Consider the following 26,919-nt stretch of genomic DNA (forward strand, 5'->3'; position numbering starts at 1 on the left):
CTCTCTTTTTAACATATGTTAGTCGCCTTCAAACTCAGCTATAGGCGGAATGATCCGTCCATCAAGCCGGATTGCTGGTTTTTCACGCAAATGTCAGAAGTTCATGCGCGAAAGGCGCCCCGAATGGAGCGCCTTTGCAACAGTCTCGGCTGGCTGAGCCATCACCCGTCCAGCGGCGGCAGGCTCTCGAGCAGGTGTTCCATGTGAATTGGAAACTTGCGCACGCGGTGGCCGGTTGCGGCAAAGACGGCGTTGGCGATCGCCGGCCCTGCGCCGCAGATTCCGAGCTCTCCGATCCCCTTCGAGCCGAGGGGGTTGGAGTTCTCGTCGAAGCCCTCGACCATGTGTATGTCGAGCTGGGGCACGTCGCGGTTGACCGCAATGTGGTACTCGGCAAGGTCGCGGTTCATGAACGCGCCGTAGCGTTCGTCCATCAGGCTTTCTTCCATCAGCGCCGCCCCGATACCGAAGATCATTCCGCCCATGAGCTGCGAGCGTGCGGTCTTCTCGTTGAGGATGCGGCCCGCATCGAAGACGCCTGTCAGCCGCCGCAGACGGATTTCGCCAGTCACTGCATCGACGGCAACTTCGGCGAACTGCGCGCCGTAGGAGTACTGCGCCATCGTGTCGTGTTCCTTACCAGGCTTCGCCGCGCCCTTTGCCGATAGGCCACCGGAACGCTCGCCCAGCTCTGAGATCGGCAGCGAGCGGGACCCCAGGACAATGTTCGCTCCTTCGATGCGCAGGTCCTTCGAGTTCGCGCCCTTCCACTCGCCATCGGCCTTGGCCGCGCGCTGCAGCAAGTCGTCCTTCAGCGACTTTGCCGCATCTGCGACGGCCGTCCCCGTCGACCCTGCCCCGAATGAACCCCCGGAGCCGCAGGTCTCGGGAAAGTCGGTATCGCCAAGCTTCACTGTCACATGCTCCGGCGCAACGCCCATGGTCTCGGCTGCGATCTGCGTCAGGATGGTGTAGGTGCCGGTGCCGATATCGGTCATGTCGAGCCGCACGGTCAGATGACCGTCGGTTGAAAGCTCGATCTCGGCCTCGGCGGGCTGCATCAGATTGGGGCGAATGGCAGCCGCCATGCCGTGGCCGATCAGCCAGTTGCCCTCACGGCGCGAGACCGGCCCCTGCCAGCCGAACTTTTCCGCGCCTTCCTGCAGGCAGCGGCGCATCTTGCGCGTCGAGAAGGGCTTGCCGGAATGCGGATCCATTTCCGGCTCGTTGCGTACCCGGAACTCGACCGGATCGACGCCGCACGAATGCGCAAGCTCGTCGATCATGCTCTCGAAGGTGAGTGTACCGACCGCTTCGCCCGGCGCGCGCATCGAATCCGCCTTGGGAATGTCGCCCTCCACGACGCGGTGTTGCGTGCGCATCGCCTTCGTTGCGTAGCTGGCGCGCGTCGGAGAAGCCGCTGCTTCGGCGAAGGGATAATCCCGTGCCATGATCGACAGGGCGTCGTGATGGATCGCGAGGATCTTGCCATTCTCGTCCGCACCGAGCTTCAGCCGCTGGCGATGACGAGGCCTGTGCGGGCCGTTCGAGAAGACGTTGCGCCGGTGCTGCGCGATTCGCACGGGCTGGCCTGTCAGCTTGGCGCCATGAGCGGCGAGGATTGCTTCGTTGTGCACGCCGAGCTTCGAGCCGAAGCCACCGCCAATGAAAGGCGCCACGATGTGCACGTCCTCCGGCTTGATGTCGAACGTGTTGGCGAAGGCCTTGCGCCCGTCGCTGAGAATCTGGATCGACATGTGGACGGTCAGCTTGTCGCCGTCCCACTCCGCCACCGTCGCGTGGGGCTCCATCGCCGCCGCGTGCTGGCTGGGTGTGTGAAACTCGCCCTCGACCCTGTGCCCGGCACTCGCGTACTCGGCCTCGAAGTCACCGTCCTCGGTGTCGACCTCGTCGGAGCCGTCGAGGCCGTCCGGCGCTTTGGCCTGGTCTTCATGCGTCTCGGGGTTGAATATCCCGTCCTGCGCATCGATCTCGACCTTGACCAGCAATGCTGCGTGCCGTGCCTGCTCCAGGGTGTCGGCAACGACCAGCGCCACGGGATAGCCGAGATGGCGCACCTCGTTCGAGCGCATGACCGCGTGCGACTGGGCAAAGCGCCCGCCCTTGTCGCGCTCGCCAAATGGAATTTGGCTCGGCGCATTCTCATGCGTGACCACGGCTCTTACGCCCTCGCAGGATTCGGCCGCCTTTGTGTCGATCGAGGTGATCCGCCCCTTCGCGACGGGCGATTCAACGATATAGCCGATGAGATGGGGCGTCGTTCCGCGCCAGTCGGCGGCGTAGGTCGCCTGCCCGGACACTTTCAGCGGTCCGTCGACCCGGTCCAGCGGCTGGCCGATGATGCCCTTGAATTCGTGTTCGCTCATGCCGCCTTCTCCTGCGCGGATGTCATTTCAGTGAGGCTTGCGACGATCAGCCGGCGCATCAGCGGAATCTTGAAGTCGTTGTCGCCCTGTCCCTTTGCCTCCGCGAGTTCGGCGTCGGCGGCTTCCTCGAAAAGGGCGCGCGAGGGCGCCTTGCCTTCGAGGACTTCTTCGGCGCGAGCGGCCCGCCACGGCTTGTGGGCGACGCCGCCAAACGCGATGCGAATCTTCATGAAATGGCCTTCGAGCAGATCGAACGCGATGCCAATCGAGACGACGGCGAAGGCATAGGAAGAACGGTCCCGCACCTTTCGGTACATCTGATACTGCGGCGCCTTGTGCAGCACGACATGGGTGATGAGCTCGCCCTGCGCGAGTTGGTGGTCGATATGCGGGGTGTCGCCGGGGAGTCGGTGCAGCGCATCCGCCGGGATGGTCCGCACGCCTCCTTGCGGCAGCACGGTCTCGGCATCCGCGCCGAGTGCGACCATCGCGACCGCCATGTCGGATGGATGGACGGCGATGCAGTTCTCGCTTGCTCCCAAAATGGCGTGGAAGCGGTTCAATCCGCCGATCGCGTCGCAGCCGGAGCCGGGCTCGCGTTTGTTGCAGGCGCGCTGGGTATCGTAGAAATACTGGCAGCGCGTGCGCTGGAGGAAATTCCCGCCCGTCGTCGCGCGGTTGCGCAACTGCTGCGTCGCGCCCGACAAAAGCGCCGTCGAGAGCAGGGGGTATTTCTCGCGCACCACCGCATCGGCTGCGAGCGCGCTGTTGGTCACCGCCGCACCGATGCGCAGACCGCTCTCGGTCTGCTCGATTTCCTCATGCGGCAGGCGCGAGACGTCGACCAAAGTCTCCGGCCGTTCGATCTCGTGTTTCATCAGGTCGACGAGATTGGTCCCGCCGCCCAGGAACTTCGCGTTCTGCGCACCGGCGGCAGCGACGGCCGCCTTGTCGTCGGCAACGCGGGAATAGCTGAACGGCCTCATGTCCGCGCCTCCGCGACTTCGAGAATGGCATCGACGATGTTGTTGTACGCGCCGCAACGGCACAGATTGCCGGACATGCGCTCGCGGATTTCCTCGTCGACCAGCTCGACCTTCTCCTTCGTCACGACCGACGGCTCGCCGCGCTTCAATTCGTCGAGAAGCGCGGTCGCGGAGCAGATCTGCCCCGGCGTGCAATAGCCGCACTGGAACGCGTCATGCTTGACGAACGCCGCCTGAAGCGGCGACAGCGCCTCTCCATCGGCCGTTCCTTCGATCGTCGTGACATCGTCGCCCTCATGCGTGACCGCGAGGGACAAACACGAATTGATCCGGCGGCCATTGACGATGACCGTGCAGGCTCCGCACTGGCCATGGTCGCAGCCCTTCTTCGAGCCGGTCATGGACAGGTTTTCGCGCAGGAGGTCGAGAAGGCTCACCCGAGGATCAATTTCCAGATCGTGGGGCTTGCCGTTGACGGTCAGTCTTAACGGGTGCATCCGCTGCCTTTCGTGAGTCCGCGCAAGAGGCGCGGCGATGGGTGGCACAGGCATGGCGCGGACGGGATAGAGGCTCGTCTGCCGTTTCGTTGGCCAAGGCGGGAAATTGGGAAAATCGCCTTGTTCCCCGGTACCGTCGCGCCCGATTGACACGCGCCATGCCTGCTTCGAGGGACTAAACAGCGAAGCGCGGGACAATGTTCCTGAGGAAGTTTTCAGACCGCGTGGACGACGAGTTCGAACGTGATCAGAACGGCGACATCGCGCGCAAGCCGGCCATGGCGCACCGCGCCGTCGAGCCCGACGATGGCGATGTCGAGATCGCAGCGTCCGTTCTCATACCGACCATCGGTGACGAGGACCTCGGTAGCGAAGGAGGCGACTTCGGACCCGTCCGCAAACCGCGCGCCGATCGTGCTTCCGACCCCGAAAATCCGGGCTCGTTCGACCGAATTTCGGGCGCAAACCGCCTCGATGGCATCTAGAACGGGCTCATTCGGGCGCAGAACGAGCGCAAAACCATCCGGTTTCGCGGTAGTTTCAGTCCGTTTCGGAGCGAATAATCGGAAATTGGTCTCGGAGTTCTCCTCCACCGCGAACCGTGCGCCCTCCATTTTCAGCCCGGTGACGACGCAGTCCGAGGCAACGATGCTGTCGAGCGGAAGGAGGTGGCCCATCCGCCCCGCCCACTCTCCGTGACAGTGCAGGAACGGCGCGCCGTCGCGCGTTCCCACGATGGCGCCGGCCCGTTCAATGGTCGCCTTATCAAGCGAATGTGTTTGCGAATACCAAGCGACATGATCGGCATCCGGCGCCTCACCGGGGATGACGTAGTCGAGCGGTGCAAGCGGCACGCCGGACAGGTCGAGATAGCCGGAAAAGCCTTCCATTCCATGCGCTTGCGCGATCGCGTCGTTGATCGTCAGCCCGGCCTTCAGATGCAACTCGACCGGCTCGACGCTGCACGGCACGGCAAGAGCGCGCGCCGCTGCCACGGGTCCGGGCTGGCGTATCGTGCGCATTCAGACCGCCAGCCCGGCATTGACGAAGCCGCCATCGACGGCCAGCACCTGGCCGTTGATGTAGCTCGCCTCGTCCGACAGCAGGAAGGCCACCGCCTGCGCGATCTCGCGCGGTTGGCCGTAGCGCCCCTGCGGCACGCGCTCGCTCCACTGGCGGCGCACGTCGTCGGTGTGAATGGACCGGGCGAGCGGCGTGTCCACCGGACCCGGCGCGACGGCGTTGACGCGGATGCCATCCCGGCCGAGTTCGGTCGCCATGATCATGGTCATCAGATTGACCGCACCCTTGGACGAGCCGTAGGCAACGCGGCCCTTGTTGCCCGTGAGGCCCGAAACCGAGCTGATATTGACGATCGAACCCGGAAAGCCGGCCGCGATCCATTGCCGCGCGGCGCCGCGCGCAACGATGAAGGAGCCGGTCAGGTTGACGTCGACGATGCGCCGGAAATCGGCGACTTCCGTTTCGATGGCGGGCCTGTCCATGCCGATGCCGGCGCAGTTGACGACGCCGACGAGCGGCCCGGCCATGGCAAAGGCCTTTTCGACATCCGCTTCTTCGACAACGCTTCCAGCCAGCCCCGAAGCGCTCGGGCCGAGCTTGGCGCAGGCCGCATCGATGGCGTCCTGGCTGAGGTCGAACAGAAAGACGGGAATGCTGCGCTCGATGAGGATCGCGGCGGTGTCGAAGCCGATGCCCGACGCGCCGCCGGTGATGAAGACCGCGCCCGCCATCAGCTTGCCTTCGCCGTCAGGGGGGCAAGGTCGCCGCGCTTCTCCAGCTCCTCGCGGATCATCTTCTTGGCGATCTTGCCATAGGCCGATTTCGGCATTTCGTCCCAGAAGACGAAGAGCTTCGGCATCTTGTATCGCGCGATCTTCGGCTCCAGGAAGGACCGCATGTCGATGGTCCTCGGATCCGCGCCGGCGCGGGCGACACAGACCGCAACGCCGATTTCGCCCCACATCGGATCGGGAACGCCGAGGACGGCGGTTTCGGAAATCTCCGGATGAGTCAGGATTTTCTCCTCGATCTCGCGCGGATAGATGTTGGAACCGCCGGAAATGTACATGTCCGAGGCGCGACCGGTGAGGTAGACGAAGCCCTGCTCATCCATGTGGCCGAGATCGCCGGTGCGGAACCAGCCATTGCGGAACGACTTGGCGTTGGCTTCCGGATTGTCCCAGTAGCCGGCGAAGACGGCTGGGCCGACGACGCAGATCTCGCCGGTCTCTCCGGCGCCGACCGCCTGCCCCTCTTCGTTCTGGATCTCGACCTGAATGCCGGTGCGCTCGAAGCCACAGGAGCCGATCCGTGCGACCGCGTCATTGGCCGAATGGTGAGCGGGCGGCAGGACCGTGATATTGCCGGTGACTTCGCCGAGGCCGAAATACTGGACGATGACCGGCCCGAGCTTTTCCAGCGCCCTGATCTGGTCGGTCCGGTACATCGGGGCTCCGGCATAGATGACGTAGCGCAGCGAGGAATGGTCGAAACGGTCGACCGACGGGTCCTCGACGAGAAGCTTCAGGATGGTCGGCACGGTGAAGGCGTTCGACACCTTCCATTTTTCGACGAGCTGCCAGACGGTGGGCACGTCGAGCTTGTCGGTCGGCAGCAGGACCGTCTTTACGCCATGCGCAACCTGCGCGAGCTGGTGGACGCCCGCGCCATGCGAGAGCGGCGCGACGACGATCGAGGCGTCCTGGTCGGTCGTTCCCGGCATCAGGTCGCACAGATGATTGGTGACCACGAACCCCATCTGTCCATGGGTCAGGACCGCCGCCTTGGGACGGCCGGTCGTGCCGGAGGTGAAGAAGAACCAGCACGGATCGTCGCGGTCGACAACGGCCATCGGAACTGTTTGGCCCGCATGGCGGTCGACGATGGCGTCATAGTCTTCGCCGAATTTGGCATCGCCAATGGCGATGAAGAACCGCATGTCTGCTACCTGCTCGCGCACCGCCTTCGCATGCCCGGCGAAGGACGCGGCACAGATCATTCCCACGGCGCCGCTCGCCTTTGCCAGATAGGCGACCTCGTCGGGCGACTGGCGGTAGTTGGTCGGAACCCAGACCGCGCCGATGCGGAAGCAGGCGAACATCGACTCGAACATCTGGTTGTTGTTGGCCGACTGGACCAGCACACGGTCGCCCTTTCGAATGCCGAACTCGCTCGCGAGCGCATGGGCAAAGGACTCGACGCGGGCCTGCATCCGGGCCCAGCTCCACGTCTCATCGCGCCACACGAAGCCGATCTCGTCGGGATGCCGCCGGGCGGACTGGGCAAGGAAGTTCGCAAGGTTCATAGCGCGGGTGGATACGGGTCTCATGGGGATATCCTGAAGGCTCATGCGGATTTGCGGGGCGTCTCGGGAACGGGCGTGAAGTAGACCGACTGGCGCTGCGCGAGCTTCTGTTCCACGCGCGTCGCCTCGGCCGCCAGCAGCGCGCCGATCTCGGCCTGGCGAGGCGGATGGAGGCGCGTGTCGATCGCGGCGATGGAAAGCGCCCCGATCGCGCGGCCGAACCGGTCACGGATCGCGACGCCGACGCCCCACGAATTGGCGACGATCAGGCCCGGATTGAGGGCGTAGCCTCGCGCGCGCGTCGCGGCGACGTCGGCGCGGATGCGTTCGGGCGGATAGAGCGGATAGCTCGCAGCCAGCACCGGCGCATTCGCTTCCAGCACAGTTTCGATTTCCGCGTCGGGCAATGCGGCGAGGATCGCGAGCGAGCCCGCGCCGCAGCCGAGCGGATGCTCGAAGCCGGTCTGCAGCGCATGGGTGCGCACCGGGTAGGTGCCTTCCTCGCGGTGCAGGCATACGGAGACGAGATCGCGGCGCACCGAGACGAAGGCGGAATCCTGCGTCTGGCGCGACAGGCGGACGACGCTGTCCATGGCGAACTGAAGGAGCCCGTAGCGGGGCGCGGCGAGTGAGCCGAGTACATAGGATTCCGCGCCGAGATAGTAGCGCCGCGTTGCCTCATCCTGCTCGACGAAGCCGGCGCGCATCAGCGCGAGCAGCAGACGGCGGGCGGTCGGCTTGTTGAGGCCCGACTCCTCGACCAGCGTCGAGAGGCCGACCCCGCGCCCCGCATGCCGGCCCACGAGTGCCAGAAGGCCGAGCGCACGGTCAACGCTCTGGGCTCCGCTGAAATCCAACCGATGCTCCTCCTGTCCCGCGCATATTTGCGGTCCACATCATGGATAGGCAGCCTAGTCAGGTCTCCGTTGTCTGTAAAGCCAGCCGCATGAGTTTGCGAAATTGCCTTGCAATCTGCCGCTGCATCCGTATCGTCACATCGTTTGCGACAAAATGTCGTGATCCATATTGTGGACCCTTATGCCGGCGGGAGAGAGCAGGCCGACATTTGGGGTCGATTCAACGGAGGATTGAAGATGAACTTCCTGAAGACGGGCGCGACCGCGCTCACCTCGGTCCTGGCGGGCCTCGCGATGATGTCGGCCGCATCGGCCGAGACGCTGCGCCTGTCGCACAACACCGGCGATACGACGACCTGGCATCGCGGCGCGGAGAAGTTCAACGAGCTGGTTCAGGCGGCAACCGGCGGCGAGACGGACATACGCACCTTTCCGAACGCGCAGCTTTCGGGCGGCGACCAGATGCGCCAGGCAGAGATGGTCGGCCGCGGCGCCATCGACTTCGTCATGACCTCGGCGATCAACGTGACGCCGCTCGAGCCGCAGATGGCAGTCTTCTCACTTCCCTATCTCTATTCCTCCTATGAGGAAGTGGACGCCACCGTCGACGGCGCACCGGGCGATGCGATGGAAGAGATCATGCTCAAGCACAACATCGTCGTGCTGGCATGGGGCGAGAACGGCTTTCGCGAAGTGACCAACAGCAAGAGGCCGATCACCAAGCCGGACGATCTGGCGGGCCTGAAGATGCGCGTCGCCGGCCCGATGTATATCGACGTGATGAACGCACTCGGCGCAAACCCGCAGCAGATGCAGTGGACCGAAACCTTCACGGCGCTGCAGCAGGGCGTGGTCGACGGCCAGGAAAACCCCATCGGCGCGGTGATCATCCCGCAGCGCGTCTACGAAGTGCAGAAGTACCTGACAACCTGGAAATACTCCTACGATCCGGTCTTCCTTGGCGTCTCCAAGCAGCTTTGGGATTCCTGGGATGCCGAGATGCAGGAGAAGATGCAGGCGGCGGCCACGGAAGCGATGGCCTACCAGAAGCAGATCACCCGCGAGGACACCGAGAAGGGCCTCGAGACGCTGCGCGCCGAGGGCATGGAGATCTACGAGCCGTCGGCCGACGAACTGCAGGCTTTCCGCGAAGCGACCAAGCCCGCCTTCGACACCTGGGCCGATAAGGTCGGTCCGGAACTGGTGCAGACCTTCCAGGACGCGATCTCCGCGAACTGATGCCGGCATCGCCCGGAGGGAGGCGCCTGGTGGCGCTCCCTCCACCCTGCCGGGCACAGGGCACCTTGGAAACTTGCGGCCATTTCAGACCTGCAAACCGAGAGCGAGCGCATGAAATTCATCCTGCGTGATTTCGAGAAGATCGTCTGCGTGGCAATTTTCGCAGCGATGACCGCGCTCGGCTTCGTCAACGTGGTCGTGCGCTACTTGACCAGCTATTCGCTGGCCGCGTCCGAGGAACTCCTGACCAACGGCTTCCTGCTTCTGACGATCTTCGGCGCGGCGATCGCGGCGCGCACCGGCGACCATCTGGCCGTCACGCTCATCTACGACCTGTTGCCCGCGCCCGTCCGCAAGGCCATCCTCGCTCTGGCGACGCTGTTGGCCGCGCTTTTGCTGGCGCTGTCCGCTTGGTTCTGCTGGCAACTCGTGACCAACCAGATGTCGAGCGGCATCCGCTCCTATGCGCTCCAGATCCCGGCCTGGTACTACAGCGTCGGCCTGCCCTTCGGCTTTGCGCTGATCCTGATCCGCTACCTGCAATATGCGCGCGACGCCTGGTACGGCCACGGGGAACCGGAGGCGGCAAATGGCTGAGATGATCGGCATCGACATGGGGGCGGGCACCCAGATGGTGCTCGTCTTCTTCCTGCTCCTGTTCCTCAAGGTGCCGGTCGCCTTCGCGCTCGGCCTGTCCTCGATCTATGCGATGTGGGAGCTGGGCTTTGGCCTGGACCTCGTCGGCGACCTCATCGCGACCGGCATCGCCAAATTCTCGCTGCTCGCCATCCCCTTCTTCATCCTCGCCGGAACGCTGATGGGCTCGCTCGGCATCGCCGAGCGCATGATCCGCTTCTTTCGCGTGCTGATCGGCGGCCTGCCGGGCGGCATGGGCGTCGTCGGCACCGTCGTGTGCCTGTTCTGGGGTGCGGTTTCGGGCTCCGGGCCCGCCTCCGTTGCGGCCATCGGCCCCCTGATCATCAAGGGCATGAACGAGGACGGCTACTCGCGCTCCTTTGCCGCCGGCCTCGTGTGCACGGGCGCGGCGCTCTCGATCGTCATCCCACCCTCGATCGGTCTCGTCATCTATGGCGTCATCGCCGAGACCTCGATCTCGCAGCTCTTCATCGCAGCGATCATTCCCGGCCTGTTCCTCGGCCTCCTGATGCTTGCCACGCTGCCCTTCGCGAAAAGGCAGGCGCCGGCGGGCGGCAGCCCGAGCGTCGAGGCGCTGATGCCCATGCCTGATGCCGGCCTCGGCTATGGCCAGCGGCTGTGGCGTTCCTTCCGCGATTCGTTCTGGGGTCTCGTGACGCCGGTCGTCATTCTCGGCGGCATCTATTCGGGCGCCTTCACGCCGACGGAAGCGGCGATCGTCGCCACCGTCTACGCAATCCTCGTCGGCGGCTTCGCCTACCGGACGCTGACCGTCTCCAAGCTCTACGAGGCGACGGTAGCGGCGAGCGCGTCGTCGGCCGTCGTCATGCTCGTCGTCGCCTATGCCAGCCTTTTCGGCTGGGTGGTGACCGTGGACGACCTCGTCGGACAGTATTCGGAAGCCCTGCTCGGCCTTTCCGACAATCCGTGGGTCATCCTCGCCGTCATCATGCTGATCCTCCTGATCGCCGGCATGTTCATGGACGCGATCACCATCATGTTCATCGCATTGCCGATCTTCCTGCCCGTGGCGCGCGAACTCGGCTGGGATCCGGTCTGGTTCGGCGTGCTCGTGATGGTCAACCTTGCCATCGGCCTCTTCACGCCGCCGGTGGGTATCAATCTTTATGTCGCGGCCAACATCACCAAGCTGCCGCTGGAGCGGATCGCTTATGGTGCACTGCCGTTCCTCATCACCTGCGCGATCGGCCTGGCGATCATTGCGGCTGTTCCGCAGATGTCCCAGTTCCTGGTCGATGCCCTGCGGTAGCGAGTGTTTCCAATGAGTTGGAAGCCATGCCAAAACGACGCAGGCGCAAATGCATGGCTGCCATGCAATTTGTTGCATTGCACAATCCGGGGGTGCTGCCTATCTTCGGATTGTCAACGGCCAACCTCCTCCCTGGCCCGAGACAATGACTGCGGTGCACCTCCTCCCGCACCGCACGAAATCAGGCCCGTCGGATCTCCTCCCCCGACGGGCCTTCTTTTTTGCCCAGATTCCAGTCGCCGCCGCCCGTTCTTCGGGGTGGCACTCGCGCGCGTTCGCCTTTATGAACGGCGCCGACGCAAGATTGTGACCGTGCGCAGCCACAACGATGATGTTTCGTTGCCGGGCCGCGCGATGAGGAGACGCTGATGCCCCCCTATCGTTCCAGAACCACCACCCATGGCCGCAACATGGCCGGTGCGCGCGGCCTGTGGCGCGCGACGGGCATGAAGGATGGCGATTTCGGCAAGCCGATCATCGCGGTGGTCAACTCGTTCACGCAGTTCGTGCCGGGTCACGTCCATCTGAAGGATCTCGGCCAGCTCGTCGCGCGCGAGATCGAAGCGTCCGGTGGCGTCGCAAAGGAGTTCAACACGATCGCCGTCGACGACGGCATCGCGATGGGCCATGACGGCATGCTCTATTCGTTGCCCAGCCGCGAGATCATCGCCGACTCGGTGGAGTACATGGTCAACGCGCATTGCGCCGACGCGATGGTCTGCATCTCCAACTGCGACAAGATCACGCCCGGCATGCTGATGGCCTCGCTGCGCCTCAACATCCCGACCATCTTCGTTTCGGGCGGGCCGATGGAGGCCGGCAAGGTGAAGCTCTCGGACGGCAAGATCCACGCGCTCGATCTCGTCGACGCCATGGTGGCTGCCGCCGACGACACGATGTCGGACGAAGACGTGGCGGTGATCGAACGCTCCGCCTGCCCGACCTGCGGCTCGTGCTCGGGCATGTTCACGGCCAATTCCATGAACTGCCTGACCGAGGCGCTCGGCCTGTCGCTGCCCGGCAACGGCTCGACGCTCGCCACCCATGCCGACCGCAAGCGCCTGTTCCTCGAGGCCGGCCAGCGCATCGTCGGGCTCGCCAAGCGCTATTACGAGAACGACGACGCCGCTGCCCTGCCACGCAACATCGCGTCGAAAGGCGCGTTTGAGAACGCGATGGCGCTCGACATCGCCATGGGCGGCTCGACCAACACCGTGCTGCACATCCTCGCCGCCGCCCATGAGGGCGAGATCGACTTCACGATGGACGACATCGACCGGCTGTCGCGCAAGGTGCCGTGCCTGTCGAAGGTCGCGCCGGCGAAGTCGGACGTGCACATGGAAGACGTGCACCGCGCCGGCGGCATCATGGCGATCCTCGGCGAACTCGACCGCGCGGGGCTGATCCATCGCGAGCTTCCGACCGTGCACGAGCGCACGTTGGGCGACGCGATCGATCGCTGGGACATCGCCGTTACCGACAATCCCGCCGCGCTCGAACTCTTCTCCGCCGCACCCGGCGGCGTGCCGACGCAGGTCGCCTTCAGCCAGAGCGCGCGCTGGAACGAACTCGACCTCGACCGCGAGAACGGCGTGATCCGCGATGCGCAGCACCCGTTCTCGAAAGATGGCGGGCTGGCCGTTCTGAAAGGCAACGTCGCGCTCGACGGCTGCATCGTGAAGACCGCCGGCGTCGACGAGTCGATCCTGAAGTTCTCGGGCCCCGCCCGAGTCTTCGAAAGCCAGGACGACACGGTCAACGCGATCCTGACCAACAAGATCAATCCGGGCGACGTGGTTGTGATCCGCTATGAGGGGCCGCGCGGCGGGCCGGGGATGCAGGAAATGCTCTACCCGACGAGCTATCTGAAGTCGAAGGGGCTCGGAAAGGCCTGCGCGCTCGTCACCGACGGCCGTTTTTCGGGCGGAACCTCCGGCCTTTCGATCGGCCACGTCTCGCCGGAAGCGGCCGAGGGCGGGACGATCGGGCTGGTGCGCGAGGGCGACCGGATCGAGATCGACATCCCGAACCGCACCATTCACCTGGCCGTTGATGACGCCGAACTCGAGGCGCGCCGCAAGGCGCAGGCCGAGGCCGGCTGGAAGCCGGCCGAAAAGCGCAAGCGCAACGTGACGCCCGCGCTGAAGGCATATGCCGCCTTTGCGACGAGCGCGGCCAAGGGCGCGGTGCGGCAGGTGCCGGATATCGACTGACCAAGGCAAGCTGCGGGCGACTTTCCTTTTGTGAGGACGTTCGCCAACGGCTGGACCGGACATTCGACCCGCGCGGGAGGAGTTCGCGCGGCAGAAGTTTCAAGACGATGGCGTGGCCGCAGCGGCCGCGCCGCCAAACCGGGAGGAATGAAAGCATGAACCTGACGAAAACCCGCCTTGCGGGCCTGACCGCGCTACTCGCCGGCTCACTTCTCGCCGGCTCGGCGCTGGCGCAGACCGAAGTGAAGCTGGGCTACGCGCTCGCGGTCGATTCGCATTACGGCGTCGCCGCCAACAAGTGGCAGGAGGTGGTGGAAGCCGAGACCGACGGCCGCTACACCTTCACCCATTTCCCGTCCTCCGGCCTCGGCGGCGAGCGCGAAGTGCTCGAAGGCCTGCAGATCGGCACGGTCGAGGCAACCATCGTCTCCTCCGGCACGCTGTCGAATTTCGTCCCGGAAGCCGGCGTGTTCGACATCCCCTTCCTGTTCCGCAACCTCGAACATGCCCGCGCAGTGATGGACGGCGAGGTCGGCGACGCGCTTTTGACCAAGTTCGAGGATGCCGGCATGATCGCACTCGCCTGGGGTGAACAGGGCTTTCGCCACATCACCAACAATCGCGGCGCCATCGACGGTCCGGACGACATGGCCGGCCTGAAGCTGCGCACCATGGAAAACCCAGTCCACATCACCGCCTTCGAAACGCTGGGCGCCGCCCCGACGCCAATGGCCTGGCCCGAAGTGATCGGCGCGCTGCAGCAGGGCACGATCGACGGGCAAGAGAACCCGCTCTCGGTCATCACTTCAGCCAAGCTCTCCGAAGTGCAAAAGCACCTGACGCTATCGGGCCACGTCTATTCGCCGGCCATGCTCCTGGTCTCGCCCGACCTGTGGAACAGCATGTCGGACGAGGACAAGGCCGCGTTCACCAAGGGCGCGACCGAGGCCGTGACCGCCATGCGCGGCTTCGTCGACGAGGTCGAGACACGCGGCGTCGAAGAGCTTCGCGCCGCGGGCATGGAAGTGGGGGAACTGTCTGACGAACAGAAGGCCGAGTTCCAGGAAGCGCTCGCTTCCGCCTACGAGCAGTATTACGGCCAGTACGATCGCGCGCTGATCGAAAAGATCACCGCCGTCGAGTAAAGCCTGCCGAAACGAAGGGCCGGTTTCGCCGGCCCTTCCTCGCTCCTGGAAGAATGCGGATGCGGACCGTCGAAAAGATCTTCGTCGAGGCGAACAAATGGGCGCTCGTCCTGATTCTCGCCGCCATGTCGGCGATCGTCTTCGCCAATGTGTCGCTGCGCTACACGACCAATTTCTCCATCGTCTGGGCCGAAGAGGTCGCGCGCTACCTGATGGTGTGGATGACCTTCCTCGGCGCCGGCCTGGCGCTTCGCACCGGCGGCTTGGTCGCCATCACCAATCTGCACGACGCTGTGCCTGACCGCCCGCAGCGCGCCTTGCGGGCCTTGATCGTCATCGGCCTCCTGATCTTCTTCGCAGTGATGATCTGGGTCGGCTATTCCTACGCGCTGCGCATGCGCTTCCAGATGACGCCGGCGACCCGCATCCCCTTTTCGGCCATCTATGCGGCGATGCCGATCGGCTTCGCGCTGATGACCGTCCACCTCCTGTTCATCGCCCGCCGCTTCATCGGCGACAACGCGTTCGACCGCATCGCAGGCGTGGACCAAAATTCGGCTGCCGGCGGCTGACCCGATGACCACCATCCTCTTCTCCTCGTTCCTGATCCTCCTCGTCCTCGGCTTTCCGATCGCCTTCGTGCTGGCGATCTCGGCCTTCCTCGCAGTCGCCTTCGGATCGAACTATCCGATGCTCGTCATCGTGAAGGAGATGTTCTCGGGGCTGGACTCGTTCCCGCTGATGGCGGTGCCGTTCTTCGTCCTCGCGGCCGAACTGATGACAGGCGGCGCGATGACGATGGTGCTGTTGCGCTTTGCAGCCCAGTTCGTCGGCCATCTGCGCGGCGGGCTCGGCTACGCCAACGTCCTCTCCTCGGCAATGTTCTCCGGCATTTCCGGCTCCGCGCTCGCGGACGCCGCCGGTCCCGGCGCGATGATGACGCGGATGATGGAGAAGAGCGGCTATGACAAGGCCTATGCTGGCGCGCTGACCGCCTCGTCGGCCGTCATGGGCCCGATCATTCCGCCATCGATCATCATGATCATCTACGCGCTGCAGGTGCAGGAGGTGTCGGTGGGTGGGCTATTCGTCGCCGGCATCGTGCCGGGCATCCTGATCGCGCTGGCGCTCTGCTCCACCAACTTCTTCATCAGCCGCAAGCGTGGATACAAGAGCGACGAGCCCCGCCCGCCGGTGCGCGAGATGGTGAAGACCACGATCAACGCCATTCCGGCCCTGCTCCTGATCGTGATCATCATCGGCGGCATCCGCTTCGGGGTCTTCACGCCGACCGAGGCGTCCGTCGTCGCTGTGTTCTATGCACTGCTTTGCGGCATGTTCTTCTATCGCACGCTGAAAATCCGTGCCCTGCCGGAGATCATCCTGCGCGCCGCGCTGGTCAGCGTCTCCGTGCTGCTGATCCTTGCGGCTGCCCGCGCCTTCGCCTGGGTGCTGATCATCCAGAGCGTGCCGCAGACGCTTGCCGCCGCCATCATCGCAATGGAACTGTCGCCCATCGTCTTCCTGCTGGCGGTCAACGTGCTGCTGCTCGCCTTCGGGCTCTTCATGGACCCGCTTCCCGGCGTGATGGTGCTGGTGCCCATCCTCGCCCCGATCGCGACGACGCTGGGCATCGACCCGACCCATTTCGCCGTCGTCGTCATCTTGAACCTCACGATCGGGCTGATCACGCCGCCGGTGGGAAGCCTGCTGTTCGTGGTGTCCTCGGCGGTCGACCTGAAGGTCAGCCGTCTCGTCCGCCAGATGCCGCCCTTTCTCCTTGCTCACCTGGTGGTGCTTTTGCTCATCACATTCATCCCGGCGATATCGACCTGGGCACCACGCGCCAGCGGATTTTAAGATTCCGTCAATCTTTTGCCATCTTGACGGGAACTTAATATCACGGAAAGAGTTTGTCTGTCATAAAGCGTGAAATGCGCGAGGAGGCGTCATGACGGATGTCCAGTTTCCAGAACCGGTAGTGCTTCGCGCCGGAGATCGTTTGCTCGAAATTCGCGACGCCATGCAGGCGGCCCAGACGCTGGCCGAATCCTGGCCGGAAACGCGCGGCAAATGGTATCATGCTGCCAATCGCGCCTGCCGCAGCGCGGTCAAGGGCGAGACATCACCGCAACTTGCACGTTCGATGTTCGTCCAGGCCGTGGACGAATCGCGCCTCGGCGCCTGAGCGGTCCTGCCCTGACAGATTGTCGCGGATAATTCTGCATGGCTTCCATGCAATTTTTTCGTTTGTCGAAATAAATCGAAATGCCTAGATTTGGAGTGTCGACGGGATCGACCTCCTCCCCGATCCCCCGACTTGCGCGACGCACCTCCTCCCGCGTCGCGAGAAATCGGCCCGCCGGACCTCCTCCCCCGGCGGGCCTTTTTTGTGCGCGCAAACCCCATCGGCGCTTACCCGCTCTTAAGGGTCGGCGGCGACAATGCACGGATGGCACGGCGCAGGAAATCCAAGATCGGAAAATGGATCGTCACCGGCATGCTGACTGCGGCGCTGGCGGGCGGGGCTTGGTTCTGGCTGGGAGACGATGCTGCGCGCAGGCTGCACGACGCGCAGTTGAAGCCGACGATGATCGAAAGGCCCGCGCAGAAGAAGCCGGCGAACGTCCAGCGCGCGGCGCTGCCCAAGGCTTCGGTCAGACAGGGACCAAAACCGGTCGCACCCGTGTCGATGCCTGTCGACCAGCCGCGCAGGACGCCCGTTCCAAGGCCAGCCTTGGCCGTCGGTGACTAAGGTCCGGCCGCAATTTTGCGAACCGGGACCAAACCGTCCGGCCGCAAAAAAGTCAGTCTGCGTTTTCCTCGATCTTTTCCATGTCGTCGTCCGACAGGCCGAAATGATGGCCGATTTCGTGGATCAGGACATGGCTGACGATGTCGCCAAGCGTTTCCTCGTTTTCGGACCAGTAGTCCAGGATGGCGCGGCGATAGAGGGTGATGCGATTCGGACCGTCGCCCGATTGGGGATTCCAGCGCTCGGCGATGCCCCTGCCCTCGAACAGGCCGAGCAGGTCGAACGGCGTTTCGAGCGCCAGATCGTCCATGATCTCGTCGGTCGGGAACTCGGCGATGAGAATGACGATCTCGCCGGTCAGTTGCCTGAAGGTTTCCGGCAAATGTGCGTAGGTTTCCAGCGCCAGCAGTTCGAACTCTTCCAGGGACGGCGAGAGCTGATCATGCCAGGCGCGCGTTTTGTAGATGCGGCCCATGGGCGCCATATAGAACCTTTATCGAGGGATTTCGAGCCCTCAGGGCGAATCAGCGCTGTTCGTCATCTTCCAGCGTTCGCGCTTCGGAAGGCAGCATGACCGCGATGCCGTCGCGGATCGGATAGGCAAGCCGCGCATGGCGCGAGACGAGCTCCTGCCGGGACTCGTCATAGGTCAGGCTGCCCTTGGTCAACGGACAGACGAGAAGCTCCAGGAGCTTCGGGTCGGTCGCGCGCGTTCTGGCCGGCACCGAGACCGTCATTGGAGACTGCCGCCGCCAAGATCCCCGTCCCGGGCAAGCGCCATTTCGGTGATCGCGATCAGCGTCTCGGCGCGCGTCCTCAGGTCCGGCGCCTCGAGCAGCGCCTGCTTTTCCGCCGCGCCGTACGGTGCCATCATTGACAGCGCATTGACCAAAGACCGGTTTCCCGCACGACGGATCGAATCCCAGTCGGCCTCCAGATCGTTCGCCTGCAGATAAGCCTGGAAGGCACGCAAAAGCGCCGGCCGATCGAGTTCGCTCGTATCCGAAGCTTCGTCGAGATCCGTGATGAACGGCAGGATGCGGCACTGCCGGTAGGCGGATTTGACATTCGCCTCGTGGTCCAGGCGGAACCGGCATACGCCCTGCAGCGAGATCAGGTAGCGGCCGTCGCCGGTCTCGGCGAAGGAGGTCAGCCGGCCAAGGCAACCGACTTCGCACAATTCCGGCTCGCCATCGTCGCGCAGCGCGCCGTCGAGCGCCGGCTGGATCATTCCGATCACCCGGCCTTTCGACAGGATCGCGTCGACCATCGCCAGATAGCGCGGCTCGAAGATGTTGAGCGGCATGCGCCCGCCCGGCAGAAGGAGGGCGCCCGCCAGCGGAAAGACCGGCACGAGTTCCGGAATGTCCTTTGCGCTGCGATAGCGTGCGTTACCCGCCTGCACGGCCTGCTCCCTGGATTGCCCCGAACCGGTCCCGGTTCAGGGTTCTATGTGGTGCAGCGGCGGTGAAGCTCAAGGGTGGGGACGATCAGGAGAAGAGCACCGAGGAGAGCTTGCGCCGCGCGGCAAGCGTCGCCGGATCGGTCATGCCCCAGGCCTCGAAGAACTTCAGGAGCTGCGCCCGCGCGCCATCCTCGCGCCATTCACGGTCGGCCTTGACGATGGCGAGGAGCGAATCGACGGCAGCGGCCCTGTCGCCGCGCGCATTCTGGATGAGGGCAAGGTCGAAGCGCGCCTCGTGGTCGGCAGGGTCGGCGGCAAGGCGCTGTTCGAGCGCCGCAGGGTCGCCGAGGCCGGCGACCTGGCTATCGAGATCGAGCCGCGCCTTCACCGCCAGCATGTCGGCATGGCCGGCCTTGTCGGCCGGAACCTGCTCGATAACCGAGAGCGCGTCGTCCTTCTGGCCGGCGTCGAGGAGAAGCGTCGCAAGCGCGGCGCTCGCCTGCGGGTGGCCGGGTTCCTCGGCAAGCACGGCCGAATAGATGCCCACCGCGCCTTGAAGGTCGCCCGACTTGCGCGCGTCGGCGGCGGCGGCGAGTGCGTCCTCGATGGCGGCGCCCGCCCCGCCCGGGCCCGCGACCTTATCGATGAACTCGATGATCTTGCTTTCCGGCACCGCACCCATGAAGCCGTCGACCGGCTGGCCGTCCTTGAAGGCGATGACGGCGGGGATCGACTGGATACCCAGTTGCCCAGCGATCGAGGGATGCTCGTCGATGTTCATCTTGACGAGCTTGACCCGCCCCTTGGAGGCCTTGACGACCTTTTCGAGCGCCGGCTGCAGCTGCTTGCAAGGCCCGCACCACGGCGCCCAGAAGTCGACGAGGACCGGCTGCTTGCGCGATTCCTGCACGACGTCGGCGCTGAAGGATGCGGTTGTGGTGTCCTTGATCAGCCCCTCGGCCGGTGCGACTGAGCCGCCGACGAGACCGGCGCCCCCTTCCATTGAAGCGGCAAAGGCGGGTCGGACGGGATCGCGGTGCATGGGAACTGTCCTTTCAAAAAGAAGCGGGCGTGCGGCGTGCCGTCAATGTGGCGAAACCGTCGAAACATTCAAGATCAGCGGCTCATGTCCGGTGGCGCGCAGGAACCTGATGAGATCGTCGGCACGAATCGACGTCGTCGCGGTGTTGACGAGGGGATGGGCGTTGATCGTCTCGTGCGCCATCAACGTGGCATCGAGCACGAAGGTGACGTTGCTTCCCGTGTCGTTGATCGCGCCGAAGGCGGTGACCGCTCCGGGAATGACGCCGAGATACTCCATCAGCTTCTCGGGCTTGCCGAAGGAGACGCGCGACGATGCGCCGATGATGCGATGGATCTGCTTCAAGTCGACCTCGGCCTCTTCCTCCACGGTCACGAGAAAGAACCGGTCCTTCTTGTCCTTAAGGAACAGGTTCTTGGTGTGCCCGCCCGCAATCTGGCCGCGCAGCGACTGCGATTCGCCGACGGTAAAGAGCGGCGGATGCTCGACGGTCGTGACGTCGATGCCGAGTTCGGCCAGCATGCCGAAGAGGTCGTCAACTGTCTTGGTCATGGGCGCTCGCGTGGCGGGATCGCAAAGCGTCCTCATAGCTGCCGAGGCTCCGTTGCGAAAGCTCACCGGGAGATATTTCCCTGTTGCAATCACAATCGAGTTCGGCCATATAAGCCCCGTTCCCGGCTGACGCCGGTTGCGAGCGGGTGTAGCTCAGGGGTAGAGCACAACCTTGCCAAGGTTGGGGTCGAGCGTTCGAATCGCTTCACCCGCTCCATTTGTCACATGCCAAAAAGCCGCGGCTCGTCCGCGGCTTTTGTCGTTTCGAGGCGTCAGTTCTCGTCGATCTCGCGCACCATGGCGTCGAGATGCGCCTGCGCGGCGGTCGCCGCGGCGCGCTCAACCGCTCGGTAGCGGGTGACGAGGGCGAGGCCGAGCGGCGTCAGTTCCGCCCCACCGCCACCCGATCCACCTTTTTGCGCGACGATGACCGGCCGTCCGAAAAGCTGCGTCAGTTCCTCGACGAGCGACCACGCCTGGCGATACGACATCTTCATCTCGCGCGCGCCGGCCGAAATCGATCCGGTTGCTGCGATATGTTCCAGAAGCGCGATCTTGCCCGGCCCGATCCGCCCCTTCGGCGGCAGGTCGATGCGCAGGCTCAGACGCGGCGCGCCGATCATGGCTCAACTCTCCTTGAGACGGACGGTCTTGACGATGGCCTGGACGGCCATGCCTTCGAAAAGACCGAGGCGCTCGGCCGAATGGCGGGTGATTCGCGCGGTCAGGAGATCTCCATTGCAGTCGAGATCGACCAGAATCTCATGCGCGCGGGTTGGTCGCAACGCGGTGACGCGGCCTGAAAAGACGTTGAGCGCGCTGATGCCTTCGAGCGGCTTCGTGGCGAGAAGGATGTCGGACGCCTTGACGAATACTGTCACGCGGTCGCCGGGCCGGTGGGCGGATGGCGGCAGGTGCCAGTTGCCGGCGGGCGATTGAAAGAGGGACAGGCCACTTTGGGCATCAAGGCGCGCGAAGTTTAAAAGGAGACGCGAACCGCCCTCGTCACCCGCTGCGCCAGGCAGGAGGTCCAGCCCGGCAAGGATGTCGCGCGCCGGCCCCGCAGCGCTGACGCGGCCACGATCGAGAACCACGATGTCGGACGCAAGCCGCGCGACCTCGGCGACGGAATGGCTGACATAGACGATCGGCACGCGGGCCTCGTCGCGCAGGCGTTCGATGAACGGCACGATCTCGGCCTTGCGGGCGTCGTCGAGCGAGGCGAGCGGCTCGTCCATCAGGATCAGACGGGGACTTGCAATCAGTGCGCGGCCGATCGCGATGCGCTGCTTCTCGCCGCCCGAAAGCTTCGCCGGCCTGCGATCGAGCAGATGGCCGATGCCCAAGAGCGCGACCGTCTCGTCGAAATCGCCATAGCGCTCGGCGCCGGCCACGAAGCGGCGGCCGTAAGTGAGGTTCTGGCGCACGGTGAGATGCGGAAAGAGGCGCGCATCCTGGAAGACGTAGCCGATGCGACGCTTGTGGGCAGGCAGGAACGTGTCCGTCGCGGTGTCGACCAGAACCCGCCCATCCGTGGATATGCGGCCCGATTCGGGGCGCATCAGCCCGCCGATCATGTCGATGACGGACGTCTTGCCCGAGCCGGACGGGCCGAAGAGCGCCGTCAGCCCGCCAGGCGAGCTAAACGCGATGTCGAGCGCGAACGCACCCAGCTTGTGGCGCAGCGCGACTTCGAGGCTCATGCGCCCTCCATGCGGCGCAAAACGCGGCGCGCCAGAATTTCGCTTGCGACGAGCGCGGCCATGGCGACGGCGACAGCGATGAGCGTCAGCCGCATCGCGCCCGCGTCGCCACCGGGCACTTGCGTGAAGGTGTAGATGGCAGAAGGCAGCGTCTGCGTCTGGCCGGGTATGTTGGAGACGAAGGTGATCGTCGCGCCGAACTCGCCCATCGCCTTGGCGAAGGCGAGGATCGTGCCGGCGATGATGCCGGGCAGGGCGAGCGGCAGGGTCACGGTGGCGAAGATGAAGGCCGGAGGGGCGCCAAGCGTGCCCGCCGCCTGTTCGAGTCTGGGGTCGACCGCCTCGATGGAGAGCCGTATCGCCCGCACCATCAGCGGAAACGCCATGACCGCGCCGGCAAGCGCGGCGCCGGTCCAGCGGAAGGAGAAGACGAGCCCGAAGACCGTTTCGAAGAACTGGCCGAGCGGGCCGCGCCGCCCGAAGGCGAGGAGAAGCAGATAGCCGGTGACGACCGGCGGCAGGATCAGCGGCAAGTGGACGAGGCCGTTGAGGAAAGCCTTGCCGGGAAAGGACCAGCGGGCAAGGGCGTAGGCGACGAGGATGCCGAACGGCAGGCTAGCGGCTGTCGCCCAACTCGCGACCCAGATCGACAGGCGCACCGCTGTCCATTCGTCGGGCGAAAGCTGCAGCCACTCCATTCCGGTCAGTCGCCGGCAAGCACGGTGAAGCCCTGCTCCTCGAAGATCGCGCGCGCTGCACCGCCCTGCAGATAATCGAGGAACGCGGCGGCGTCAGTGTTTGCGCCCCCGGTGGTCAGCGCGGCGGGATAGACGATCGGGTCGTGGCTGTCTTCGGGGAAGGTGCCGACGACGCGCACATCGGGCTCGGCGGTCGCGTCGGTCTGGTAGACGATGCCGAGCGGAGCCTCGCCGAGGGCGACGAGCTGGAGGGCGGCGCGCACATTCTCGGCTTGCGCGACCTTGTCGGCGACGCTGTCCCAGACGCCGAGCGTTTCCAACGCGGCCTTGCCGTAGCGGCCAGCGGGCACGGCGTCGACATTGGCCATGGCAAGCCGCCCGTCGCCGAGAGCCCCGGCAAGGTCAAAGCCGGGCGCGATGGAAAGCTCGGTCGTCGCATCGGCCGGAGCGACGAGAACGATGCGATTGCCCAAGAGACGCCGCTCGCTTTGCGTATCGATCAGCGCGCGTTCGGACAGATAGGCCATCCAGTCGAGATCGGCGGAGATGAAAAGATCGGCCGGGGCGCCTTCCTCGATCTGCCTGGCGAGCGCGGAGCTGCCGGCATAGGAAATCGTGGCTGTCCTGCCCTCTTCCTGCGACCATGACTCATTGATCGCGTCGAGCGCATTCTTCAGGCTGGCGGCAGCGAACACCGTTACCGGCTCCTGCGCACTCGCTGGCATGACGAGGGCACACAGAGCGATGGACACGGCAGCAAGGATTCGTCGCATCAAAAGCACTCCCTGAAATAGCGATGGTTTCAGGTGAGCATAACGATGCCCGCCATGCAAGGCCCTAAACCGCTGGCCAGATGATTGTCGATATGTCCGGACGGATCAGCGGTCCGGCAGGACCTCGATCTCCGCGCGCCTCGCCTTGACCGCGGGCAGCCCAAGGACGAACTCCGCGAGGTCGCGCGGCAGCGCCAGCGTCACCTGCTCCTGCCCGTCGCTCGCAGCTTGCGCGAGGTCGGCGATCATGCCACCGGCCACCGTGTTGTTGGTCTGCGGGCTGATCAGGATGAAAGCGCCGGTGTCGCGGCAATCGGAAAAGCGGTCGAAGATCGCCTCTTCATCGAATCGCAGACGCACCCGGCCGATGGCATTGACGGGCAGCGCGCTGGACTTCGACCAGTGCCCGGCGGCGAGAACATAGGCCTCGTCGACAGCGACACGCACGCGCTTCATGCGGCCGGCAGCCTTGAGCCAGAGGCGCGCGCCGTCCTTGAGCCCGTCCGGCTGGAGAGTGACGACCGTCGCGGTGAAATCGCGGCCGGCAAGCGGTGTGGCATCGGCTGCGGTCAGGACATCGCCGCGCGCGGTGTCGACCTTGCGGTCGAAGACGAGCGTGACGGCCGCTCCGGCCTCGGCGCGCGGCACGTCGCCGTCGAAGGTGACGATGCGAGCAACCGAGACGGTTTGTCCGGACGGCGCAACGACGACGCGGTCGCCGACCGCGACTGCGCCGGCCGCGACCGTGCCCTGATAGCCGCGAAAGCTCTCGCCGGGGCGCGAGACGCGCTGGATCGGCATGCGGAAGGAAAGGCGGGAAGACTTCGCCGCAGGTGCCGCTTCGAGCGCCTCGATCAGTGTCGGGCCTGAATACCACTCAAGGTTCGCGCGCGCTGGCGAGACGATGTTCTCGCCCTTCAGCGCGGAAAGCGGGATGGCGGTGATCGCCATGTCGCCGAGGCGGGCGGCATAGGCGCGGAACTCGAGTTCGATATCGTCGAAAACGGCGCGGTCATAGCCGACGAGGTCGATCTTGTTGACCGCGAGCACGACCTGCCGGATGCCCATCAGATGGACGATGGCGGCGTGGCGGCGCGTCTGTTCGAGAAGGCCGGCGCGCGCGTCGACGAGAAGTACGGCGAGATCCGCGGTCGAGGCACCGGTTGCCATGTTGCGCGTGTACTGCTCGTGACCAGGCGTGTCGGCGACGATGAAGGCCCGCCTCGGTGTCTGGAAATAGCGATAGGCGACATCGATGGTGATGCCCTGTTCCTGTTCGGCCTTGAGTCCGTCGAGGAGGAGGCCGAAATCCGGCAGCGACAGATCGTTCTGCTTCGAGCCCTTGGCGATCAGCGCGGCGCGGTGATCCTCGGCGACCGACTTGGTATCCCAGAGCAGGCGGCCGATCAGCGTCGACTTGCCGTCGTCGACGCTGCCGCAGACGAGAAAGCGCAGACGGCGCCCGGCTTCGGGCTGTTGGGCGGCAGGGTCGGCTTCGCGCTCGAATTCGGGTTCGAGCTGCTGAATGTCGGCTTCGAGGCTCATGGTCAGAAATATCCTTCGAGCTTCTTCTTTTCCATCGAGCCCGCTTCGTCCCGGTCGATCGCTCGGCCCTGGCGTTCGGAAACGGTCGCGGTGGTGATCTCGTCGATGATGTCGTCGATTGTCGCGGCCTCGGAGAAGATGCCGCCGGAGAGCGCAAAGCAGCCGAGCGTGCGGAAGCGGATCGACCCTTCCTGACGCACTTCGCCGGGCCACAGTTCCAACCGCTCGTCCTCGGCGAGGATGATCATCCCGTCGCGCAGCACGAAGGGGCGGCGCTTGGCGAAATAGAGATCGACGATCGGGATTTCTTCGGACTTGATGTAGTGCCAGACGTCGAGTTCGGTCCAGTTGGACAGCGGAAAGACGCGCACGCTTTCACCGCGGGCGATGCGGCCATTGTAGAGATTCCAGAGCTCCGGCCGCTGGTTGCGGGCATCCCAACGATGGTCCGGCGAGCGGAAGGAGAAGATCCGCTCCTTGGAGCGGGAGGCGTCCTCGTCGCGCCGCGCGCCGCCGAAGGCCGCGTCGAAGCGGCCGGCGTCGAGCGCCTGACGCAGCGCCTCGGTCTTCATCACTTCGGTGAAGTAGGACGAGCCGTGCTTGAGCGGGCTCAGCCCCTCGGCCGCGCCGCGCGGGTTGGTGTGGACGCGAAGGTCGAGATCGAGGTCGCGCGCGGTCTGGTCGCGAAACGCGATCATCTGCGAGAACTTCCAGCCGGTATCGACGTGGAGCAGCGGAAACGGAATCGGCTCGGGCCAGAATGCCTTGCGCGCGACGTGCAGCAGGACGGAGGAATCCTTGCCCACCGAATAGAGCATCACCGGCCGCTCGAACTCGGCCGCGACCTCGCGGAAAATGTGGATCGCTTCGTTCTCGAGCGCTTTGATATGGGGTGAAAGGCGGCTGGACCGGATGCTGTCGTCGGTCCTCTGGAGGCGGGCTGTGGCTGCGGTCATGTGGCGGGCACTTGCACTTTCGGGGAGGAGATCGGGGTGATCGGCGCGGCGGCGTCCTTGACGTGGAGACCGCATTCGCGGGTCTGGTCCTGTTCCCACCACCAGCGGCCGGCACGTTCGGGCTCGCCCGGCTTGATCGCACGGGTACAGGGCTCGCAGCCGATCGAGGGGTAGCCACGCGCATGGAGCGGGTTGAGCGGGATTTCGTGACGTTGCGCATAGGCGCGGATGGCTTCGAGCGTGACGTCGGCGAGCGGGTTCACTTTCAGGAGCCCGCGCTGGTCGTCCCATTCGGCGAGCGGGGTATCGGCGCGCGCGCCGGACTGGCCGCGCCTGACGCCGGTAATCCAGATCGCAGCCCCGTCGAGCGCCAGCGCGAGCGGTCGCAGCTTGCGGATGTCGCAGCAGGCATGGCGCGCCTCGACGCTGTCATAGAAGCCGTTGAGGCCGTAGAGCTGTCGAAAGGCCTCCACGTCGACCGGAGCCGGACGATAGCGCTCGATGGCGAGGGCGAAGCGCTTCTCGGTCTCCTCGATCAGCGCGCGCGTCTCGTCGAAGAGCCGGCCCGTGTCGAGCGTGACGATCTCGATCGAGCCCGCCGTACCCGAGCGCGCGATGGCGGCCGTGATGGCCTGGTCCTCGATACCAAGCGACGTCGTGAAGACTTTGCGGCCGGCAAAACGCGCCACGCGCTGGAGCCGCGCTTCCAGATCGAGGGAGGCAAGTTCGCCGGCGAGGTCGCCTATCGGGGCAGATATATGCGTCATGACCGCAAAGATGCGGGATCAAAGCGCGCCGCGACAGGAAACAGGCTCTCATTTTGCCGCGCAAGCGAGCAAATTCGAACCCGTTTCGCCGCGCCCGCGCAATTCGCGGCCTCAAATGGGCGGGGGAAGATCCTCGACGCGCGC

General features: G+C 65.0%; 28 protein-coding genes and 1 tRNA gene. 10 read left to right on the forward strand and 19 right to left on the reverse strand.

The window, feature by feature from the left end; all coding sequences use genetic code 11:
* Nucleotides 1–161 precede the first annotated feature (161 nt).
* The 7 genes from GTK01_RS07385 to GTK01_RS07415 form a co-directional block, all read right to left on the reverse strand.
* A complete protein-coding gene (locus GTK01_RS07385) occupies nucleotides 162–2,387 on the reverse strand; it encodes a xanthine dehydrogenase family protein molybdopterin-binding subunit (protein ID WP_252925231.1) in 2,226 nt (741 codons plus the stop codon).
* Complete coding sequence (locus GTK01_RS07390; RefSeq protein ID WP_252925232.1) at nucleotides 2,384–3,373, reverse strand: xanthine dehydrogenase family protein subunit M; 990 nt, start codon at nucleotides 3,371–3,373, stop codon at nucleotides 2,384–2,386. The genes GTK01_RS07385 and GTK01_RS07390 overlap by 4 nt, the downstream gene beginning before the upstream one ends.
* On the reverse strand, nucleotides 3,370–3,924 hold the full coding sequence (locus tag GTK01_RS07395) for a 2Fe-2S iron-sulfur cluster-binding protein (RefSeq protein ID WP_371924290.1): 555 nt from the start codon (nucleotides 3,922–3,924) through the stop codon (nucleotides 3,370–3,372). The genes GTK01_RS07390 and GTK01_RS07395 overlap by 4 nt, the downstream gene beginning before the upstream one ends.
* A gap of 161 nt (nucleotides 3,925–4,085) precedes the next feature.
* Nucleotides 4,086–4,892: a PCC domain-containing protein gene (locus GTK01_RS07400; RefSeq protein WP_252925234.1), complete on the reverse strand. Its 807-nt coding sequence runs from the start codon at nucleotides 4,890–4,892 to the stop codon at nucleotides 4,086–4,088.
* Nucleotides 4,893–5,624 (reverse strand): SDR family NAD(P)-dependent oxidoreductase, encoded by a 732-nt coding sequence (locus GTK01_RS07405; RefSeq protein WP_252925235.1) that lies wholly within the window; start codon nucleotides 5,622–5,624, stop codon nucleotides 4,893–4,895.
* Nucleotides 5,624–7,222 (reverse strand): acyl-CoA synthetase, encoded by a 1,599-nt coding sequence (locus tag GTK01_RS07410; RefSeq protein ID WP_252925236.1) that lies wholly within the window; start codon nucleotides 7,220–7,222, stop codon nucleotides 5,624–5,626. Before GTK01_RS07410 ends, GTK01_RS07405 begins: the two co-directional genes overlap by 1 nt.
* Before the next feature lie 17 nt (nucleotides 7,223–7,239).
* Nucleotides 7,240–8,055: an IclR family transcriptional regulator gene (locus GTK01_RS07415; protein ID WP_252925237.1), complete on the reverse strand. Its 816-nt coding sequence runs from the start codon at nucleotides 8,053–8,055 to the stop codon at nucleotides 7,240–7,242.
* A 237-nt stretch (nucleotides 8,056–8,292) separates the two neighbouring features.
* On the opposite strand from GTK01_RS07415, the gene GTK01_RS07420 reads away from it, so the two are divergent.
* From GTK01_RS07420 to GTK01_RS07460, 9 genes are all read left to right on the forward strand, one after another.
* Nucleotides 8,293–9,294, forward strand: a complete 1,002-nt coding sequence (locus GTK01_RS07420) for a DctP family TRAP transporter solute-binding subunit (protein ID WP_252925238.1) — start codon at nucleotides 8,293–8,295, stop codon at nucleotides 9,292–9,294.
* A gap of 111 nt (nucleotides 9,295–9,405) precedes the next feature.
* A complete protein-coding gene (locus GTK01_RS07425) occupies nucleotides 9,406–9,891 on the forward strand; it encodes a TRAP transporter small permease (protein WP_252925239.1) in 486 nt (161 codons plus the stop codon).
* On the forward strand, nucleotides 9,884–11,221 hold the full coding sequence (locus GTK01_RS07430) for a TRAP transporter large permease (protein ID WP_252925240.1): 1,338 nt from the start codon (nucleotides 9,884–9,886) through the stop codon (nucleotides 11,219–11,221). Before GTK01_RS07425 ends, GTK01_RS07430 begins: the two co-directional genes overlap by 8 nt.
* Before the next feature lie 368 nt (nucleotides 11,222–11,589).
* Nucleotides 11,590–13,434 (forward strand): dihydroxy-acid dehydratase, encoded by a 1,845-nt coding sequence (ilvD, locus tag GTK01_RS07435; RefSeq protein ID WP_252925241.1) that lies wholly within the window; start codon nucleotides 11,590–11,592, stop codon nucleotides 13,432–13,434.
* Nucleotides 13,435–13,589: 155 nt separating this feature from the next.
* Nucleotides 13,590–14,579 (forward strand): TRAP transporter substrate-binding protein, encoded by a 990-nt coding sequence (locus GTK01_RS07440; protein ID WP_252925242.1) that lies wholly within the window; start codon nucleotides 13,590–13,592, stop codon nucleotides 14,577–14,579.
* Between the two features lie 59 nt (nucleotides 14,580–14,638).
* Nucleotides 14,639–15,151: a TRAP transporter small permease gene (locus GTK01_RS07445; RefSeq protein WP_252925243.1), complete on the forward strand. Its 513-nt coding sequence runs from the start codon at nucleotides 14,639–14,641 to the stop codon at nucleotides 15,149–15,151.
* Nucleotides 15,152–15,155: 4 nt separating this feature from the next.
* On the forward strand, nucleotides 15,156–16,439 hold the full coding sequence (locus GTK01_RS07450; RefSeq protein WP_252925244.1) for a TRAP transporter large permease: 1,284 nt from the start codon (nucleotides 15,156–15,158) through the stop codon (nucleotides 16,437–16,439).
* Between the two features lie 91 nt (nucleotides 16,440–16,530).
* Nucleotides 16,531–16,767: a DUF982 domain-containing protein gene (locus GTK01_RS07455; protein ID WP_252925245.1), complete on the forward strand. Its 237-nt coding sequence runs from the start codon at nucleotides 16,531–16,533 to the stop codon at nucleotides 16,765–16,767.
* Nucleotides 16,768–17,031: 264 nt separating this feature from the next.
* Nucleotides 17,032–17,334 carry a hypothetical protein gene (locus tag GTK01_RS07460; RefSeq protein ID WP_252925246.1) on the forward strand — a complete coding sequence of 101 codons (303 nt, stop codon included), beginning with the start codon at nucleotides 17,032–17,034 and terminating at the stop codon, nucleotides 17,332–17,334.
* Nucleotides 17,335–17,386: 52 nt separating this feature from the next.
* Here the strand turns inward: GTK01_RS07460 and GTK01_RS07465 are convergent, their stop codons facing one another.
* The 5 genes from GTK01_RS07465 to GTK01_RS07485 all read right to left on the reverse strand — a co-directional run bounded on the left by GTK01_RS07465 (nucleotide 17,387) and on the right by GTK01_RS07485 (nucleotide 20,333).
* Nucleotides 17,387–17,809, reverse strand: coding sequence for a metallopeptidase family protein (locus GTK01_RS07465; protein ID WP_252925247.1), 423 nt, complete (start codon nucleotides 17,807–17,809; stop codon nucleotides 17,387–17,389).
* 49 nt (nucleotides 17,810–17,858) lie between these two features.
* Nucleotides 17,859–18,071, reverse strand: coding sequence for a Trm112 family protein (locus GTK01_RS07470; RefSeq protein WP_252925248.1), 213 nt, complete (start codon nucleotides 18,069–18,071; stop codon nucleotides 17,859–17,861).
* The gene (locus tag GTK01_RS07475) at nucleotides 18,068–18,739 is read right to left on the reverse strand and encodes an LON peptidase substrate-binding domain-containing protein (RefSeq protein ID WP_252925249.1); all 672 of its coding nucleotides are present in this window, start codon (nucleotides 18,737–18,739) and stop codon (nucleotides 18,068–18,070) included. Before GTK01_RS07475 ends, GTK01_RS07470 begins: the two co-directional genes overlap by 4 nt.
* An 85-nt stretch (nucleotides 18,740–18,824) precedes the next feature.
* Nucleotides 18,825–19,781, reverse strand: coding sequence for a thioredoxin (gene trxA, locus GTK01_RS07480; RefSeq protein ID WP_371924291.1), 957 nt, complete (start codon nucleotides 19,779–19,781; stop codon nucleotides 18,825–18,827).
* A gap of 42 nt (nucleotides 19,782–19,823) precedes the next feature.
* Nucleotides 19,824–20,333 carry a prolyl-tRNA synthetase associated domain-containing protein gene (locus tag GTK01_RS07485; protein ID WP_252925250.1) on the reverse strand — a complete coding sequence of 170 codons (510 nt, stop codon included), beginning with the start codon at nucleotides 20,331–20,333 and terminating at the stop codon, nucleotides 19,824–19,826.
* A gap of 142 nt (nucleotides 20,334–20,475) precedes the next feature.
* Here GTK01_RS07485 and GTK01_RS07490 point away from each other — a divergent pair.
* Nucleotides 20,476–20,550 (forward strand) — tRNA-Gly (locus GTK01_RS07490).
* A 55-nt stretch (nucleotides 20,551–20,605) separates the two neighbouring features.
* Here the strand turns inward: GTK01_RS07490 and GTK01_RS07495 are convergent.
* From GTK01_RS07495 to GTK01_RS07525, 7 genes are all read right to left on the reverse strand, one after another.
* Nucleotides 20,606–20,956: a winged helix-turn-helix domain-containing protein gene (locus GTK01_RS07495; RefSeq protein WP_252925251.1), complete on the reverse strand. Its 351-nt coding sequence runs from the start codon at nucleotides 20,954–20,956 to the stop codon at nucleotides 20,606–20,608.
* Between the two features lie 3 nt (nucleotides 20,957–20,959).
* Nucleotides 20,960–22,036 carry a molybdenum ABC transporter ATP-binding protein gene (gene modC, locus GTK01_RS07500; RefSeq protein WP_252925252.1) on the reverse strand — a complete coding sequence of 359 codons (1,077 nt, stop codon included), beginning with the start codon at nucleotides 22,034–22,036 and terminating at the stop codon, nucleotides 20,960–20,962.
* Nucleotides 22,033–22,734: a molybdate ABC transporter permease subunit gene (gene modB / locus GTK01_RS07505; protein ID WP_252925253.1), complete on the reverse strand. Its 702-nt coding sequence runs from the start codon at nucleotides 22,732–22,734 to the stop codon at nucleotides 22,033–22,035. The genes modC and modB overlap by 4 nt, the downstream gene beginning before the upstream one ends.
* A 5-nt stretch (nucleotides 22,735–22,739) precedes the next feature.
* The gene (gene modA / locus GTK01_RS07510) at nucleotides 22,740–23,516 is read right to left on the reverse strand and encodes a molybdate ABC transporter substrate-binding protein (protein ID WP_371924292.1); all 777 of its coding nucleotides are present in this window, start codon (nucleotides 23,514–23,516) and stop codon (nucleotides 22,740–22,742) included.
* A gap of 96 nt (nucleotides 23,517–23,612) precedes the next feature.
* The gene (locus tag GTK01_RS07515; RefSeq protein ID WP_252925255.1) at nucleotides 23,613–25,052 is read right to left on the reverse strand and encodes a sulfate adenylyltransferase subunit 1; all 1,440 of its coding nucleotides are present in this window, start codon (nucleotides 25,050–25,052) and stop codon (nucleotides 23,613–23,615) included.
* Nucleotides 25,053–25,054: 2 nt separating this feature from the next.
* Complete coding sequence (gene cysD, locus GTK01_RS07520) at nucleotides 25,055–26,008, reverse strand: sulfate adenylyltransferase subunit CysD (protein ID WP_252925256.1); 954 nt, start codon at nucleotides 26,006–26,008, stop codon at nucleotides 25,055–25,057.
* Nucleotides 26,005–26,775, reverse strand: coding sequence for a phosphoadenylyl-sulfate reductase (locus GTK01_RS07525; protein WP_252925257.1), 771 nt, complete (start codon nucleotides 26,773–26,775; stop codon nucleotides 26,005–26,007). Before GTK01_RS07525 ends, cysD begins: the two co-directional genes overlap by 4 nt.
* Between the last annotated feature and the right edge of the window lie 144 nt (nucleotides 26,776–26,919).

This window comes from Aliihoeflea sp. 40Bstr573 (genome assembly GCF_024105655.1).
Taxonomy (GTDB): domain Bacteria; phylum Pseudomonadota; class Alphaproteobacteria; order Rhizobiales; family Rhizobiaceae; genus Aliihoeflea.